Raw genomic sequence first — 14,923 nt, forward strand, 5'->3', positions numbered from 1 at the left:
CCCCGCTTCCCAGGGCCCCGCCGGAACTGCTCCGGCGGGGCCCCGCGTCTGCAAAGGAAACGTCAACTTCGGCCCCGTTTGGGAATCTTGAGGCCAATCGGTGTGTTGTTGTGATGCGCAGGACACCCCGGAGATCCTTGGCGCGTTGTACAACGTAAGCTGGACCGGTCCCGAATCGCGGCAAGTGGGGCGATAATGCGCGACACCCTCCAGTGGGGCGGCTGCGCGGAAGGCCGGGCGGCGTGTCCGAAATAGTGCGCATTGGGTCGGCGGTGTAGAACGGGAGATGTGACGGCAATGGCTACGGAAACTCCCCAGCTCCACGCACCATGTGCCGTCCCAGCCCCGGGCAGTCAGCGGTGACGGGCTCCGGCATGCCGCGCCCCGGCGAGACGGAGCGCGGCACGCTCGACAAGGCCGCGGCGGAGAACTTCCCGGTGGCTCCCTTCTTCCTGCCCAGGGCCTGGCGCGACGACCTCATGGCCGTCTACGGCTTCGCCCGCCTCGTCGACGACATCGGCGACGGCGACCTGGCCCCCGGCGGTGCCGACGCCCGCCTGCTCGGTGTGGCGCCCGGGGACGCCGAGGACCGGCTGCTCCTGCTGGACGCCTTCGAGGCGGACCTTCGCAGGGTCTTCGACTCGACCCCGCGTCACCCGCTGCTGCGCCGTCTCCAGCCGACCGTCCGCCGCCGCGCGCTGGCCCCCGAGCCCTTCCTCGGCCTGATCGCCGCCAACCGCCAGGACCAGCTGGTCACGCGCTACGAGACCTACGACGACCTGCTCGCGTACTGCGAGCTGTCCGCCAACCCCGTCGGCCGTCTCGTCCTTGCCGTCACCGGCACCTCGACCCCCGAGCGGGTCCGGCTTTCCGACGAGATCTGCACGGCCCTCCAGATCGTCGAACACCTCCAGGACGTCGCCGAGGACCTCGGCCGCGACCGCATCTACCTGCCCGCCGCGGACATGAAGCGTTTTCACGTCCAGGAAGCGGATCTCGCCACGAAAACCGGGAGCGCATCGGTGCGTGCCCTGGTTGCATACGAAGCGCAACGCGCCCGCGATCTCCTGAATGAAGGCGCCCCCCTGGTGGGTAGCGTCCACGGCAGGTTGAGGCTGCTGCTCGCAGGGTTCGTGGCGGGAGGAAGGGCGGCGATCCGCGCGATCGCCGCCGCCGAATACGACGTACTTCCCGGCCCGCCCAAGCCCGGCAAGATCCAGTTGCTGCGTCAGGTGGGCGTGACTCTGCGAGGAAAGGGGTGATCCGGACCGTGGAGTCGGAACAGGACGTGCCCGCACCGGTACTCGCCGCCTACAGCTACTGCGAGGCCGTCACCGGACAGCAGGCCCGTAACTTCGCGTACGGCATCAGACTGCTGCCGACGCCCAAGCGCCGCGCGATGTCGGCGCTCTACGCCTTCTCCCGGCGCGTCGACGACATCGGCGACGGCGCGCTGGCAGGCGACGTCAAGAGCATGAGGCTCGAGGACACCCGGGCGATGCTGGCCCGGGTGCGCCAGGGCTCGGTCGCCGAGGACGACACCGACCCGGTCGCGGTCGCCCTCGCCCACGCCGCCGAGACCTTCCCGATCCCGCTCGGCGGCCTGGACGAACTCATCGACGGCGTCCTGATGGACGTCCGCGGCGAGACCTACGAGACCTGGGACGACCTGAAGGTGTACTGCCGCTGTGTGGCGGGCGCCATCGGGCGGCTCTCGCTCGGGGTGTTCGGTACGGAACCGGGGGCGCGCGGCGCCGAGCGCGCGCCGGAGTACGCCGACACGCTCGGACTCGCGCTCCAGCTCACCAACATCCTCAGGGACGTGCGCGAGGACGCCGAGGGCGGGCGCACCTATCTGCCCGCCGACGACCTCGCCAAGTTCGGCTGCTCGGCCGGCTTCAAGGGGCCGAAACCACCGGAGGGCGCCGACTTCGCGGGCCTCGTGCACTTCGAAGTGCGTCGGGCCCGCGCCCTTTTCGCCGAGGGCTACCGGCTGCTCCCCATGCTCGACCGGCGCAGCGGCGCCTGTGTCGCCGCCATGGCCGGGATCTACCGCCGTCTCCTTGACCGCATCGAGCGCGACCCGGAGGCCGTGCTGCGCGGCCGGGTCTCGCTGCCCGGGCGGGAGAAGGCGTACGTCGCGGTGCGGGGCCTGTCCGGCCTGGACGCCCGGCACGTGACCCGGCGGACCGTCAGGAGGCGCGCCTGATGGACATTCCGGTCCAAGGTGATGCCGTCGGAGAAAAGTGGCACGCAACCCTCCGGCGGGGCACCGCGTCCCTGACTGCGACGGCCTGCCGCGTACGGATCACTTCGCCCGGCGGGCGCTCGGGGGAGGGTGCACGATGACGGACGGTACGCAGTCCGACGGGTCGCTCGCGGACGCGTCGGGACGGCCGGGGCGGGACGCCGTGGTGATCGGCGGAGGGCTCGCCGGCATCACCGCCGCGCTCGCGCTCGCCGACGCCGGAGTCCGGGTGACGTTGCTCGAAGGCCGGCCACGACTGGGCGGGCTGGCCTTCTCCTTCCAGCGCGACGGACTCACCGTCGACAACGGACAGCACGTGTACCTGCGCTGCTGCACCGCCTACCGCTGGTTCCTCGACCGCATCGAGGGCGCGGCGCTGGCTCCGCTGCAGGACCGTCTGGACGTGCCCGTACTCGACGTCGCACGGCCCGAGGGACGGCGGCTCGGCAGGCTGCGGCGCGACGCGCTGCCGGTGCCCCTGCATCTGGGGCGCAGCCTCGCCACGTACCCGCATCTCTCGCTCGCCGAACGTGCCAGGGTCGGGCGTGCCGCGCTCGCGCTCAAGGGGCTGGACCTCGCCGATCCGAACCTGGACACGCAGGACTTCGGCAGCTGGCTGACCGCGCACGGTCAGTCGGCGCGTGCCGTCGAGGCCCTGTGGGACCTGGTCGGGGTCGCCACCCTCAACGCGGTCGCGGGCGACGCCTCGCTGGGGCTCGCCGCGATGGTGTTCAAGACCGGTCTGCTGTCCGACCCGGGCGCGGCCGACATCGGATGGGCGCACGTCCCGCTGGGCGAACTGCATGACCGGCTGGCCCGCAAGGCGCTCGACTCCGCGGGCGTGCGTACCGAGATCCGTACACGCGTCACCTCCATCTCTACTGACGAGAACGGGACCTGGAGCGTTCAGGTTCCCGGCGAGACGCTCCGGGCGGACACGGTCGTCCTCGCCGTACCGCAGCGCGAGACCCACGACCTGCTGCCCGTGGGGGCGCTCGACGCGCCGGAGCGGCTGTTGGAGATCGGCACCGCGCCGATCCTCAACGTCCATGTCGTCTACGACCGGAAGGTGCTCGGCAGGCCGTTCTTCGCGGCCCTCGGCAGCCCGGTGCAGTGGGTGTTCGACCGGACCGAGGCATCGGGACTTCACCAGGGCCAGTACCTGGCTCTGTCCCAGTCGGCCGCGCAGCACGAGATCGACGAACCCGTCGCCGCGCTGCGCGAGCGCTACCTGCCCGAGCTGGAGCGGCTGCTGCCCCGCGCGCGGGGGGCCGCGGTGCAGGACTTCTTCGTGACCAGGGAACGTACGGCGACGTTCGCTCCCGCTCCCGGCGTCGGGCGGCTGCGGCCCGGCGCCCGCACCAAGGCACCCGGCCTCTACCTGGCCGGAGCGTGGACCGCCACCGGGTGGCCCGCGACCATGGAGAGTGCGGTCCGCAGTGGTGTGAGCGCGGCGGACGCCGCACTCGACGCCCTGGGCCGGCCCCGCCCCCGTCGGCTCTTCGAGTTCGAGGAGGCGGCCTGATGCTCGATCAGCACGGCACGGCCGGCCCCCGCACCTTCGGTACCGCAACAAGAGGAGAGACTGTGCCCACTGTGCCCCCGGCCTCGAAGGCCGCTCGGAGGACCGCGGTGGACGTGACCGCGCTCCTGGAGCGCGGCCGGACCCTTGCCACGCCGGTACTGCGGGCGGCCATCGACCGCCTGGCACCTCCCATGGACACTGTTGCCGCCTACCACTTCGGCTGGATCGACGCCGAGGGCAACCCCGCGGACGGGGACGGCGGCAAGGCCGTACGTCCCGCCCTCGCGGTGCTCTCCGCGGAGGTCACCGGCGCCTCGCCCGAGGCCGGCATCCCCGGCGCCGTCGCCGTGGAGCTGGTCCACAACTTCTCGCTGTTGCACGACGACCTGATGGACGGCGACGAACAGCGCCGGCACCGCGACACGGTCTGGAAGGTGCACGGTCCCGCCCAGGCCATCCTGGTCGGTGACGCCCTGTTCGCGCTGGCCAACGAGGTCCTCCTGGAGCTCGGCACGGCGGAGGCCGGACGGGCGACCCGCCGTCTGACCACCGCCACCCGTGCCCTCATCGACGGTCAGGCGCAGGACATCTCCTACGAGCACCGCGACCGCGTCAGCGTCGAGGAGTGCCTGGAGATGGAGGGCAACAAGACCGGCGCCCTGCTGGCCTGCGCCAGCTCCATCGGCGCGGTGCTCGGCGGCGCGGACGACCGCACCGCCGACACCCTGGAGAAGTACGGCTACCACCTGGGCCTCGCCTTCCAGGCCGTCGACGACCTGCTCGGCATCTGGGGCGACCCGGTCTCCACCGGCAAGCAGACCTGGAGCGACCTGCGCCAGCGCAAGAAGTCCCTGCCGGTCGTGGCCGCGCTCGCGGCGGGCGGTGCCGCTTCTGAGCGGCTCGGCGAGCTGCTCGCCGCCGACGCCAAGAGCAGCGACTTCGAGAACTTCTCGGAGGAGGAGTTCGCGGCCCGCGCCGCCCTCATCGAGGAGGCGGGCGGCCGCGAGTGGACCGCCGCGGAAGCACGGCGTCAGCACACCATCGCCATCGAAGCCCTCGATGCCGTCGACATGCCCGACCGGGTGCGGGCGCAGTTCACGGCACTCGCCGACTTCGTCGTCGTACGAAAGAGATGATCACTATCGGTCGAATAGCCCTCGCGTAGTCGCCGGCCGGTGTTGCGAGGAAGACGAGCACCGGCCGACGGCGGACCCACAGCAGACGCACCGTATGCACACTGCACGAAGGGGAAGCCATGACAGCGACGACCGACGGAAGCACCGGGGCCCTGCCGCCCCGCGCTGCCGCGGCCAGCGAAACCGACATCAACACCCCCGTGGCGGCCGGGGTGCACGACGCCGCCGTTCGCGCCGTGCAACGCGCCACCGACTTCCTGCTGTCGAGGCAGGACGCCGAGGGCTGGTGGAAGGGCGACCTCGAGACCAACGTCACGATGGACGCCGAGGATCTGCTGCTGCGCCAGTTTCTCGGTATCCGCGACGAGTCCACCACCCACGCAGCCGCCCTCTTCATCCGCGGCGAGCAGCGCGAGGACGGCGCCTGGGCCTCCTTCTACGGTGGACCCGGGGAACTCTCCACCACCATCGAGGCGTATGTCGCCCTCCGCCTGGCCGGGGACGCGCCGGACGCGCCGCACATGGCGAAGGCGTCCGCCTGGATCCGTGCGCGGGGCGGCATCGCCGCCGCCCGGGTCTTCACCCGGATCTGGCTGGCCCTGTTCGGCTGGTGGAAGTGGGAGGACCTGCCCGAACTCCCGCCGGAACTCATCTACTTCCCCACCTGGCTGCCGCTCAACATCTACGACTTCGGGTGCTGGGCCCGGCAGACCATCGTCCCGCTGACGATCGTCTCCGCGAAGCGGCCGGTACGGCCCGCGCCCTTCCCCCTCGACGAACTGCACACCGACCCGGCGGACCCCAACCCGCTCAAGCCCCTTGCTCCGGTGGCGAGTTGGGACGGTGCCTTCCAGCGCCTGGACAAGACGCTGCACGCCCTGCGCAAGGTCGCGCCGCGCCGACTGCGCAGAGCCGCGATGAACAGCGCCGCCCGCTGGATCATCGAGCGGCAGGAGAACGACGGCTGCTGGGGCGGCATCCAGCCGCCCGCCGTGTACTCGGTCATCGCCCTGCACCTGCTCGGCTACGACCTCGAACACCCCGTGATGCGTGCGGGGCTCGAGTCGCTGGACCGTTTCGCCATCTGGCGCGAGGACGGGTCCCGGATGATCGAGGCGTGCCAGTCTCCGGTCTGGGACACCTGTCTGGCGACCATCGCGCTCGCCGACGCCGGGGTGCCCGCCGACCATCCGCAGCTCGTCAAGGCGGCGGACTGGATGCTCGGCGAGGAGATCGTGCGACCCGGCGACTGGGCGGTCAAGCGCCCCCAACTGCCGCCCGGCGGATGGGCGTTCGAGTTCCACAACGACAATTACCCCGACATCGACGACACCGCCGAGGTCGTCCTCGCGCTGCGCCGCGTCAGACACCACGACCCGGACCGGGTGGAGAACGCGATCGGGCGCGGAGTGCGCTGGAACCTCGGGATGCAGTCGAGGAACGGCGGGTGGGGTGCCTTCGACGTCGACAACACCAGCCCGTTCCCCAACCGGCTGCCGTTCTGCGACTTCGGAGAGGTCATCGACCCGCCGTCGGCGGACGTCACCGCGCACGTCGTCGAGATGCTGGCCGTCGAGGGGCTCTCGCACGACCCGCGCACCCGGCGCGGCATCGAGTGGCTGCTCGCCGAACAGGAGCCGGACGGCTCGTGGTTCGGACGCTGGGGCGTCAACTACGTCTACGGCACCGGGTCCGTCGTACCCGCCCTGACCGCCGCCGGAATCCCCGCCTCGCACCCGGCGATCCGCCGCGCGGTCACCTGGCTGGAGGCCGTGCAGAACGACGACGGCGGCTGGGGCGAGGATTTGCGCTCCTACAAGTACGCCAAGGAATGGAGCGGGCGGGGTGCCTCCACCGCCTCGCAGACGGCGTGGGCGCTGATGGCCCTGCTGGCGGCCGGGGAGAAGGACGCCAAGTCCGTGGAGCGTGGCGTCGAGTGGCTCGCGAGCACGCAGCGCGAGGACGGTTCCTGGGACGAGCCGTACTTCACCGGCACCGGCTTCCCCTGGGACTTCTCCATCAACTACCACCTCTACCGCCAGGTGTTCCCGCTCACCGCACTCGGCCGGTACGTCCACGGAGAGCCGTTCTCCGGGGTCAAGGGGGGCTGATGAGCACCCAGTCCGCTCCGGTCCCGCTCCTCGTGGCCTGCGCGCTCGGCATCGAGCACCTGGCGCTGCGCAGCGGCGACCGCGGCGGCGCCGACGGGCCGGTCACCGTCCTGCGCACGGGCATGGGGCCGGCCGCGGCCGAGCGCTCCGTGACCCGGGTGCTGGCCGACCCGGCGCTCGGCGAGGCCGCCGTACTGGCCACGGGCTTCTGCGCGGGGCTGGCCCCCGGCATGCACCCCGGCGACCTGGTGGTCGCCGACGAGACCCGGGACCCACGCGGCACCGTCCCGTGCGTCGGGACGGACCTGCTCGTCAAGGAGCTCGTACGGACGCTGCCCGGACGCACCGTCCACACCGGGCCGCTCACCGGCTCCGATCACGTCGTGCGTGGTCACGAACGGTCGGATCTGCTCGCCACCGGCGCGATCGCGGTCGACATGGAGTCCGCGGCCACGCTTCTGAGCGCCGTCCGCGCGGGCGAGCGCCCTGTTGCGGCCGTCCGGGTGGTCGTGGACGCTCCAGAACATGAACTCGTCCGGATCGGCACGGTGCGCGGTGGAATATCAGCCTTCCGCGTCCTTCGTTCCGTCCTTCCCGCTTTCTACGAATGGCACCGTTCCTTGCTGCTCCCCAGGAGGTGAGCCAGATGGCCATGCCGCTGCGTCAGTCCATCAAGGTCGCTACATACTTGGCCGAACAGAAGATCCGCAAGCGGGACAAGTTCCCGCTCATCGTGGAACTGGAACCCCTTTTCGCGTGCAACCTCGCATGCGAGGGCTGCGGCAAGATCCAGCACCCCGCCGGGGTGCTCAAGCAGCGCATGCCGGTGGCCCAGGCCGTCGGGGCGGTGCTGGAATCCGGTGCGCCGATGGTGTCCATCGCCGGCGGTGAGCCGCTGATGCACCCTCAGATCGACGAGATCGTGCGGCAGTTGGTGGCGAGGAAGAAGTACGTCTTCCTCTGCACCAACGCCATGCTGCTGCGCAAGAAGATGGACAAGTTCAAGCCCTCTCCCTACTTCGCCTTCGCCGTGCACATCGACGGGCTGCGGGAGCGGCACGACGCGTCGGTGGCGAAGGAGGGTGTGTTCGACGAGGCCGTGGAGGCGATCAAGGAGGCCAAGAAGCGCGGCTTCCGGGTCACCACCAACTCGACCTTCTTCAACACGGACACCCCGCAGACCATCATCGAGGTGCTCAACTTCCTCAACGACGACCTCCACGTCGACGAGATGATGATCTCCCCCGCCTACGCCTACGAGAAGGCGCCCGACCAGGAGCACTTCCTGGGCGTCGAGCAGACCCGTGAGCTGTTCAAGAAGGCCTTCTCGGGCGGCAACCGGCGCCGCTGGCGGCTGAACCACTCCCCGCTCTTCCTGGACTTCCTGGAGGGCAAGGTCGACTTCCCGTGCACGGCCTGGGCGATCCCGAACTACTCGCTCTTCGGCTGGCAGCGCCCCTGCTACCTGATGAGCGACGGGTACGTCCCGACGTACCGCGAACTCATCGAGGAGACCGACTGGGACAAGTACGGCCGCGGCAAGGACCCGCGCTGCGCCAACTGCATGGCGCACTGCGGCTACGAGCCCACCGCCGTCCTCGCCACCATGGGTTCCCTCAAGGAGTCGCTGCGCGCCATGCGTGAGACGGTCTCCGGAAACCGGGAGTGAGGCCATGACCGCCGTCTCCTTGGGCGTCCCCGAGGTACCGGTCCGGCCGATCGCCGAGCGGCGCGTGTCGCGGCAGATCCAGGTCGGGCCGGTGGCGGTCGGGGGCGGGGCCCCGGTGTCGGTCCAGTCGATGACGACGACCCGTACGTCCGACATCGGCGCCACCCTGCAGCAGATCGCGGAACTCACCGCGTCCGGCTGCCAGATCGTCCGGGTCGCCTGCCCCACGCAGGACGACGCGGACGCGCTCGCGGTCATCGCGCGCAAGTCGCAGATCCCGGTGATCGCGGACATCCACTTCCAGCCGAAGTACGTGTTCGCCGCGATCGAGGCCGGCTGTGCGGCCGTACGGGTCAATCCCGGCAACATCAAGCAGTTCGACGACAAGGTGAAGGAGATCGCGCGGGCCGCGGGGGATCACGGCACGCCGATCCGGATCGGGGTCAACGCGGGTTCCCTGGACCGGCGGCTGCTGCAGAAGTACGGCAAGGCCACGCCCGAGGCGCTGGTGGAGTCGGCCCTGTGGGAGGCCTCGCTGTTCGAGGAGCACGGCTTCCGGGACATCAAGATCTCCGTCAAGCACAACGACCCCGTGGTGATGGTGAACGCCTATCGGCTGCTCGCCGAGAGGTGCGACTACCCGCTGCACCTGGGTGTCACGGAGGCCGGTCCCGCCTTCCAGGGGACCATCAAGTCGGCCGTGGCCTTCGGTGCCCTGCTGAGCCAGGGCATCGGCGACACCATCCGGGTGTCGCTGTCGGCCCCGCCCGCCGAGGAGGTCAAGGTCGGCCTCCAGATCCTCGAGTCGCTGAACCTGAAACAGCGGCGGCTGGAAATCGTGTCGTGTCCGTCCTGCGGGCGTGCCCAGGTCGACGTCTACAAGCTGGCCGACGAGGTGACGGCGGGCCTGGAGGGCATGGAGGTGCCGCTGCGGGTCGCCGTCATGGGATGCGTGGTGAACGGCCCGGGAGAGGCGCGCGAGGCCGATCTGGGCGTCGCCTCCGGGAACGGCAAGGGGCAGATCTTCGTGAAGGGCGAGGTCATCAAGACCGTCCCCGAGTCGAAGATCGTGGAGACCTTGATCGAAGAGGCGATGAAGATCGCCGCACAGATGGAGCAGGACGGCGTCGCCTCGGGGGAGCCGGCCGTCACCGTGAGCTGAACAGCACGGACCGATAGGGGGCCCGACGTGACGATTCTGGAGAACATCCGGGGACCACGCGACCTGAAGGCGCTGTCCGAGGCGGAACTCGGCGAACTGTCCGAAGAGATACGTGAGTTCCTGGTGCACGCGGTCGCCAGGACCGGCGGTCACCTCGGACCCAACCTGGGAGTGGTGGAACTCTCCATCGCCCTCCACCGGGTCTTCGAGTCGCCCGCCGACCGCATCCTGTGGGACACCGGCCACCAGAGCTACGTACACAAACTGCTGACCGGACGTCAGGACTTCTCCAAGCTGCGCAGCAAGGGCGGCCTGTCCGGCTATCCCTCGCGCGAGGAGTCCGAGCACGACGTCATCGAGAACAGTCACGCCTCCACCGCGCTCGGCTGGGCCGACGGGCTCGCCAAGGCCCGCCAGGTGCAGGGGGAGAAGGGGCACGTCGTCGCGGTGATCGGCGACGGCGCGCTGACCGGCGGCATGGCCTGGGAGGCGCTCAACAACATCGCGGCCGCCAAGGACCGGCCGCTGATCATCGTCGTCAACGACAACGAGCGGTCGTACGCGCCCACCATCGGCGGCCTCGCCAACCACCTGGCCACCCTGCGCACGACCGACGGCTACGAGAAGGTGCTGGCCTGGGGGAAGGACGTGCTGCTGCGGACTCCGCTGGTCGGCAGCACGGTCTACGAGTCACTGCACGGCGCCAAGAAGGGCTTCAAGGACGCCTTCGCACCGCAGGGCATGTTCGAGGACCTCGGCCTCAAGTACGTCGGCCCGATCGACGGGCACGACCTGGGGGCCGTCGAGTCGGCGCTCAGGCGCGCGAAACGCTTCCACGGGCCGGTGCTGATCCACTGTCTGACCGAGAAGGGCCGTGGCTACGAACCCGCCCTCGCCCACGAGGAGGACCACTTCCACACCGTCGGTGTGATGGACCCGCTCACCTGCGAGCCGCTCGCGCCCTCGGGCGGGCCGTCCTGGACCTCGGTGTTCGGGGACGAGATCGTGCGGATCGGAGAGGAGCGCGACGACGTCGTGGCGATCACTGCGGCGATGCTGCACCCGGTGGGGCTCGGCAAGTTCGCGGCCCGTTTCCCGGACCGGGTGTGGGACGTCGGCATCGCCGAGCAGCACGCCGCCGTGTCCGCGGCCGGCCTCGCCACGGGCGGGCTGCATCCGGTCGTCGCCGTCTACGCGACGTTCCTGAACCGCGCCTTCGACCAGCTCCTGATGGATGTCGCCCTGCACCGGTGCGGCGTCACGTTCGTGCTGGACCGGGCCGGCGTCACCGGTGTCGACGGCGCCTCCCACAACGGCATGTGGGACATGTCGATCCTCCAGGTCGTCCCCGGCCTCAGGATCGCCGCGCCACGCGACGCCGACCAGCTGCGGGCGCAGCTCAGGGAGGCGGTCGCGGTGGACGACGCGCCGACGCTGGTGCGCTTCCCGAAGGAGTCGGTGGGGCCGTCCGTCCCGGCGATCGACCGGGTGGGCGGGCTGGACGTCCTGCACCGTGGCTCGCAGACCCCCGAGGTGCTCCTCGTGGCCGTCGGCGTGATGGCGCCCGTCTGCCTGCAGGCCGCCGAACTGCTGGAGGCACGCGGCATCGACTGCACGGTCGTCGACCCGCGGTGGGTCAAGCCCGTCGACCCGGCGCTCCCGGGCCTCGCGGCCGAGCACCGGCTGGTCGCCGTCGTCGAGGACAACAGCCGGGCCTCCGGGGTCGGCGCCGCGGTGGCGCTCGCCCTCGGGGACGCCGAAGTCGACGTCCCGGTACGGCGGTTCGGCATACCGGAACAGTTCCTCCCGCACGCCAAACGGGGCGAGGTGCTCGCCGACGTCGGCCTCACGCCCGTCGAGGTCGCCGGACGGATCAGCGCGAGCCTCGCCGTCAAAGAAGCGTGCCCGGCCGCCCCTGAAGAGTTGTCCAAGGAGAAACAGGCATGACAACCGCCAAATCCGCGTCGTCCTCCTCGCAGGCCGGGGAGTTCGACCTCGGCGCGCTGCTGGCCGAGCGCGGAGCCGAGCGCTACGAGCTGCACTCCAGACACCTCAACCACCAGCTGCCGCGCATGCTGCACACCATCGGCTTCGACAAGGTCTACGAGCGCGCCGAGGGCCCGTATTTCTGGGACGCGGACGGCAACGACTACCTCGACATGCTCGCCGGGTTCGGGGTGATGGGCCTGGGGCGCCACCACCCCGTCGTCCGCAAGGCGCTGCACGACGTCCTCGACGCCCAGCTCGCCGACCTCACCCGCTTCGACTGCCAGCCGCTGCCCGGGCTGCTGGCCGAGAAGCTGCTCGCGCACAGTCCGCACCTGGACCGGGTGTTCTTCGGCAACAGCGGTACGGAGGCGGTCGAGGGCGCGCTGAAGTTCGCCCGTTACGCCACCGGAAAGCCGCGCATCCTGTACTGCGACCACGCCTTCCACGGCCTGACCACCGGGTCCCTGTCGGTCAACGGCGAGGACGGTTTCCGGGACGGCTTCGCCCCGCTGCTGCCCGACACTGCGCTCCCGCTCGGCGATCTCGACGCCCTGGCGAGGGAGTTGAAGAAGGGCGACGTCGCCGCCCTCGTCGTCGAGCCCATCCAGGGCAAGGGCGTGCACGAGGCCCCGCCCGGCTACCTGCGCGCCGCCCAGGAACTGCTGCACAAGCACAAGGCGCTGCTGATCCTGGACGAGGTGCAGACCGGCCTCGGCCGCACCGGCGACTTCTACGCCTACCAGCACGAGGACGGCGTCGAGCCCGACCTGGTGTGCGTGGCCAAGGCGCTCTCCGGCGGCTATGTGCCGGTCGGCGCCACCCTCGGCAAGGACTGGATCTTCAAGAAGGTCTACTCGTCGATGGACCGGGTGCTGGTCCACTCCGCGAGCTTCGGCTCCAACGCGCAGGCAATGGCGGCGGGCCTCGCCGTGCTCTCCGTCATGGAGAACGAGCAGGTCGTGGCGGGCGCCCGGGCGACCGGGGAGCAGCTGAAGTCCCGGCTGACCGCACTGATCGACAAGTACGAGCTGCTCGCCGACGTGCGCGGCCGCGGCCTGATGATCGGCATCGAGTTCGGCCGGCCCAAGTCGCTCAAGCTGCGCAGCCGTTGGGCCATGCTGCAGGCCGCCCGCAAGGGGTTGTTCGCGCAGATGGTCGTCGTGCCGCTGCTGCAGCGCCACCGGATCCTCACCCAGGTGTCCGGCGATCATCTGGAGGTGATCAAGCTGATCCCGCCGCTGATCATCGGGGAACGGGAGGTGGACCGGTTCGTCGACGCCTTCACGGACGTGATGGACGACGCGCACAGTGGTGGCGGTCTGATGTGGGACTTCAGCAAGACGCTGATCAAACAGGCGGTTGCCAACCGGTAGGGGCGCTCCTGGGATTTTGCCTCTGAGGCAAGAAACTTGCCGCAGAGGCAAGGCTCGGGCTGAATGGAGAGCATGAGCTCTCCCGAGTTTGAGCCCCCCGGGCCGTCCGGGCCACCTGCGCCCTCTGTCGAGGCGATCCCACTGGTGGCACCGCAGTTGCGTGCCCTGCGCCGCCGTGCCTCCCTCACCCTGGAGGCCGCGGCCCGCGCCGCCGGTCTGTCGCCCGCCCACCTCTCCCGGCTGGAGACCGGGCAGCGCCAGCCCTCGCTGCCGATGTTGCTGGGTCTCGCCCGGATCTACGGTACGACGGTCTCGGAACTGCTCGGCGAGACGGTCGCCGACCGGGACGCCGTGGTGCGCGCCGCCGACATGGAGCCGACCGGGGCGGGCGGCTGGACCTACTGGCAGGCCGGCGCACCCGGCCGTGGCATGCAGGCCCTGCGGGTCCACGTGCCCTACGGCTCCCAGGGCGACATCGTGCGCGTGCACCCCGGCGAGGAGTGGCTGTACGTCCTCGAAGGGCGGCTGCGGCTGCGCCTCGGGGACACCACGCACCTGCTCGCGACGGGCGACAGCGCCCACTTCGACTCGCTGACCCCGCACCGCATCGTCGCCGAGGACCGCGGCGGGGTGGAGCTCCTGTTCGTCCACACCCTGCTGCAGAGCCCCACGGCCGCGCTGTGCCTGGGCCCCACCATCGGAGACATGCCATGAGCAACATTGAGGAGAAGTTCCCCCGCGCCCTGTGGGTGCGGCTGATCATCTACCTGGCGGTGGGGCACCTGTTCGCGGCCTTCGTCTATCTGCTGTTCGCGCTGGGGGCCCAACAGTGAGCGCTCAGTCGAGCAGGCGCTCCCGCAGCCGCTCCCGGATCGCCGGAGTGACTCCGAGCCCCTGCTCCAGGTACGTCTCCACGCTGCCCCACGTCTCGTCGATGGTGTCGAAGGCCGTCGCCAGATACTCGGCGCGCGCGTCGAACAGGGGGCTGAGCAGTTCCATGACCTCGGGGGAGTAGGCCGAGGCTGCGCTGCTGCTGCGGCGCACCTTGTAGCGGCGGTGCCTGGCGTTCGACTTCAGGTAGTCGGTGACGATCGCCTCCCGCTCCACGCCCAGGGCCAGCAGCGTCACCGCTATCGACAGCCCGGCGCGGTCCTTGCCGGCCGCGCAGTGCATCAGCACCGGGACGCTGTCCTCGGCGACCGAGTACAGCACGCGGGAGTGCTCGGCGGTGCGCTCCTTGATGATCATGCGGTACGACGCGATCATCCGGTTGGCGGCCCTGCCGTCGGACAGCAGCTCGCGCAGCTGGTCGAGGTCGCCGTCGCGGACCATCTTCCAGAACTCCGCGCCGTCCGCCGGGTCGCTCAGCGGCAGGTTCACATTCCGCACGCCCCGCAGTTCGACGTCGGGACCCTCCAGCTTCTGGTCCGCGGCATTGCGGAAGTCGAAGATCGTGTGCAGGCCCAGGGACTCGAGGAACGCGCGGTCCTCCTCCGTCGCGTGCGCGAGGTGGCCGCTGCGGAACAGCACTCCGTGCCGCACCCGCCGTCCGTCCACCGTCGGCAGCCCGCCCACGTCCCGGAAGTTGCGCACTGCGGCCAGCTGCGGTTCGGTCGACGGGACCTGCTGCGTCACGAAAGCTCCTCCCACTCCGTCCCGCCGACGCGGCTCGGCGACGGGCACCCACTCGACGATACGACATGGGTTCCT

14 protein-coding genes are annotated in these 14,923 nt (G+C 70.5%); 13 read left to right on the forward strand and 1 reads right to left on the reverse strand.

Translation table 11 applies throughout. From position 1 onward, the window contains the following. Window positions 1–374: 374 nt before the first annotated feature. The 13 genes from hpnC (at window position 375) to ACFWWR_RS01275 (ending at window position 14,046) form a co-directional block, all read left to right on the forward strand. Window positions 375–1,262 (forward strand): squalene synthase HpnC, encoded by an 888-nt coding sequence (gene hpnC, locus ACFWWR_RS01215; RefSeq protein WP_384301288.1) that lies wholly within the window; start codon window positions 375–377, stop codon window positions 1,260–1,262. After that, window positions 1,259–2,209, forward strand: a complete 951-nt coding sequence (hpnD, locus tag ACFWWR_RS01220; protein WP_384301291.1) for a presqualene diphosphate synthase HpnD — start codon at window positions 1,259–1,261, stop codon at window positions 2,207–2,209. The genes hpnC and hpnD overlap by 4 nt, the downstream gene beginning before the upstream one ends. Then, entirely contained in the window at window positions 2,209–2,349 is a 141-nt protein-coding gene (locus ACFWWR_RS01225) for a DUF6380 family protein (RefSeq protein ID WP_384301293.1), read from the forward strand. The genes hpnD and ACFWWR_RS01225 overlap by 1 nt, the downstream gene beginning before the upstream one ends. Beyond that, window positions 2,346–3,773 carry a hydroxysqualene dehydroxylase HpnE gene (hpnE, locus tag ACFWWR_RS01230; protein WP_383870447.1) on the forward strand — a complete coding sequence of 476 codons (1,428 nt, stop codon included), beginning with the start codon at window positions 2,346–2,348 and terminating at the stop codon, window positions 3,771–3,773. The genes ACFWWR_RS01225 and hpnE overlap by 4 nt, the downstream gene beginning before the upstream one ends. A gap of 71 nt (window positions 3,774–3,844) precedes the next feature. Then, the gene (locus tag ACFWWR_RS01235; protein WP_384301582.1) at window positions 3,845–4,909 is read left to right on the forward strand and encodes a polyprenyl synthetase family protein; all 1,065 of its coding nucleotides are present in this window, start codon (window positions 3,845–3,847) and stop codon (window positions 4,907–4,909) included. Between the two features lie 119 nt (window positions 4,910–5,028). Next, window positions 5,029–7,020: a squalene--hopene cyclase gene (shc, locus tag ACFWWR_RS01240; protein WP_383870444.1), complete on the forward strand. Its 1,992-nt coding sequence runs from the start codon at window positions 5,029–5,031 to the stop codon at window positions 7,018–7,020. Then, window positions 7,020–7,661, forward strand: a complete 642-nt coding sequence (locus ACFWWR_RS01245; protein WP_384301295.1) for a 1-hydroxy-2-methyl-2-butenyl 4-diphosphate reductase — start codon at window positions 7,020–7,022, stop codon at window positions 7,659–7,661. Before shc ends, ACFWWR_RS01245 begins: the two co-directional genes overlap by 1 nt. A gap of 5 nt (window positions 7,662–7,666) precedes the next feature. Continuing rightward, window positions 7,667–8,689, forward strand: coding sequence for an adenosyl-hopene transferase HpnH (gene hpnH / locus ACFWWR_RS01250; protein ID WP_384301297.1), 1,023 nt, complete (start codon window positions 7,667–7,669; stop codon window positions 8,687–8,689). A gap of 4 nt (window positions 8,690–8,693) precedes the next feature. Continuing rightward, window positions 8,694–9,851, forward strand: coding sequence for a flavodoxin-dependent (E)-4-hydroxy-3-methylbut-2-enyl-diphosphate synthase (gene ispG, locus ACFWWR_RS01255; protein ID WP_384301299.1), 1,158 nt, complete (start codon window positions 8,694–8,696; stop codon window positions 9,849–9,851). A gap of 27 nt (window positions 9,852–9,878) precedes the next feature. Continuing rightward, a complete protein-coding gene (gene dxs, locus ACFWWR_RS01260; protein ID WP_384301301.1) occupies window positions 9,879–11,798 on the forward strand; it encodes a 1-deoxy-D-xylulose-5-phosphate synthase in 1,920 nt (639 codons plus the stop codon). Next, on the forward strand, window positions 11,795–13,213 hold the full coding sequence (locus tag ACFWWR_RS01265) for an aspartate aminotransferase family protein (protein WP_384301303.1): 1,419 nt from the start codon (window positions 11,795–11,797) through the stop codon (window positions 13,211–13,213). Before dxs ends, ACFWWR_RS01265 begins: the two co-directional genes overlap by 4 nt. A 72-nt stretch (window positions 13,214–13,285) precedes the next feature. After that, on the forward strand, window positions 13,286–13,927 hold the full coding sequence (locus ACFWWR_RS01270; RefSeq protein WP_383870429.1) for a helix-turn-helix domain-containing protein: 642 nt from the start codon (window positions 13,286–13,288) through the stop codon (window positions 13,925–13,927). Beyond that, the gene (locus ACFWWR_RS01275; RefSeq protein ID WP_384301305.1) at window positions 13,924–14,046 is read left to right on the forward strand and encodes a DUF6126 family protein; all 123 of its coding nucleotides are present in this window, start codon (window positions 13,924–13,926) and stop codon (window positions 14,044–14,046) included. The genes ACFWWR_RS01270 and ACFWWR_RS01275 overlap by 4 nt, the downstream gene beginning before the upstream one ends. A 4-nt stretch (window positions 14,047–14,050) precedes the next feature. Here ACFWWR_RS01275 and ACFWWR_RS01280 read toward each other — a convergent pair whose 3' ends face one another. Then, the gene (locus tag ACFWWR_RS01280) at window positions 14,051–14,848 is read right to left on the reverse strand and encodes a tyrosine-protein phosphatase (protein ID WP_384301307.1); all 798 of its coding nucleotides are present in this window, start codon (window positions 14,846–14,848) and stop codon (window positions 14,051–14,053) included. Window positions 14,849–14,923 lie beyond the last annotated feature (75 nt).

The organism is Streptomyces sp. NPDC058678 (assembly GCF_042714835.1).
Classification (GTDB): domain Bacteria; phylum Actinomycetota; class Actinomycetes; order Streptomycetales; family Streptomycetaceae; genus Streptomyces.

Excerpts from the sequence above, each read along its gene's own strand:
- ACFWWR_RS01225 (WP_384301293.1), top strand. The coding sequence starts at position 2,209 with ATGGACATTCCGGTCCAAGGTGATGCCGTCGGAGAAAAGTGGCACGCA.
- hpnE (WP_383870447.1), top strand. The coding sequence starts at position 2,346 with ATGACGGACGGTACGCAGTCCGACGGGTCGCTCGCGGACGCGTCGGGA.
- shc (WP_383870444.1), top strand. The coding sequence starts at position 5,029 with ATGACAGCGACGACCGACGGAAGCACCGGGGCCCTGCCGCCCCGCGCT.
- ACFWWR_RS01275 (WP_384301305.1), top strand. The coding sequence starts at position 13,924 with ATGAGCAACATTGAGGAGAAGTTCCCCCGCGCCCTGTGGGTGCGGCTG.
- ACFWWR_RS01270 (WP_383870429.1), top strand. The coding sequence starts at position 13,286 with ATGAGCTCTCCCGAGTTTGAGCCCCCCGGGCCGTCCGGGCCACCTGCG.
- hpnC (WP_384301288.1), top strand. The coding sequence starts at position 375 with ATGCCGCGCCCCGGCGAGACGGAGCGCGGCACGCTCGACAAGGCCGCG.
- ispG (WP_384301299.1), top strand. The coding sequence starts at position 8,694 with ATGACCGCCGTCTCCTTGGGCGTCCCCGAGGTACCGGTCCGGCCGATC.
- ACFWWR_RS01245 (WP_384301295.1), top strand. The coding sequence starts at position 7,020 with ATGAGCACCCAGTCCGCTCCGGTCCCGCTCCTCGTGGCCTGCGCGCTC.
- hpnH (WP_384301297.1), top strand. The coding sequence starts at position 7,667 with ATGGCCATGCCGCTGCGTCAGTCCATCAAGGTCGCTACATACTTGGCC.
- ACFWWR_RS01265 (WP_384301303.1), top strand. The coding sequence starts at position 11,795 with ATGACAACCGCCAAATCCGCGTCGTCCTCCTCGCAGGCCGGGGAGTTC.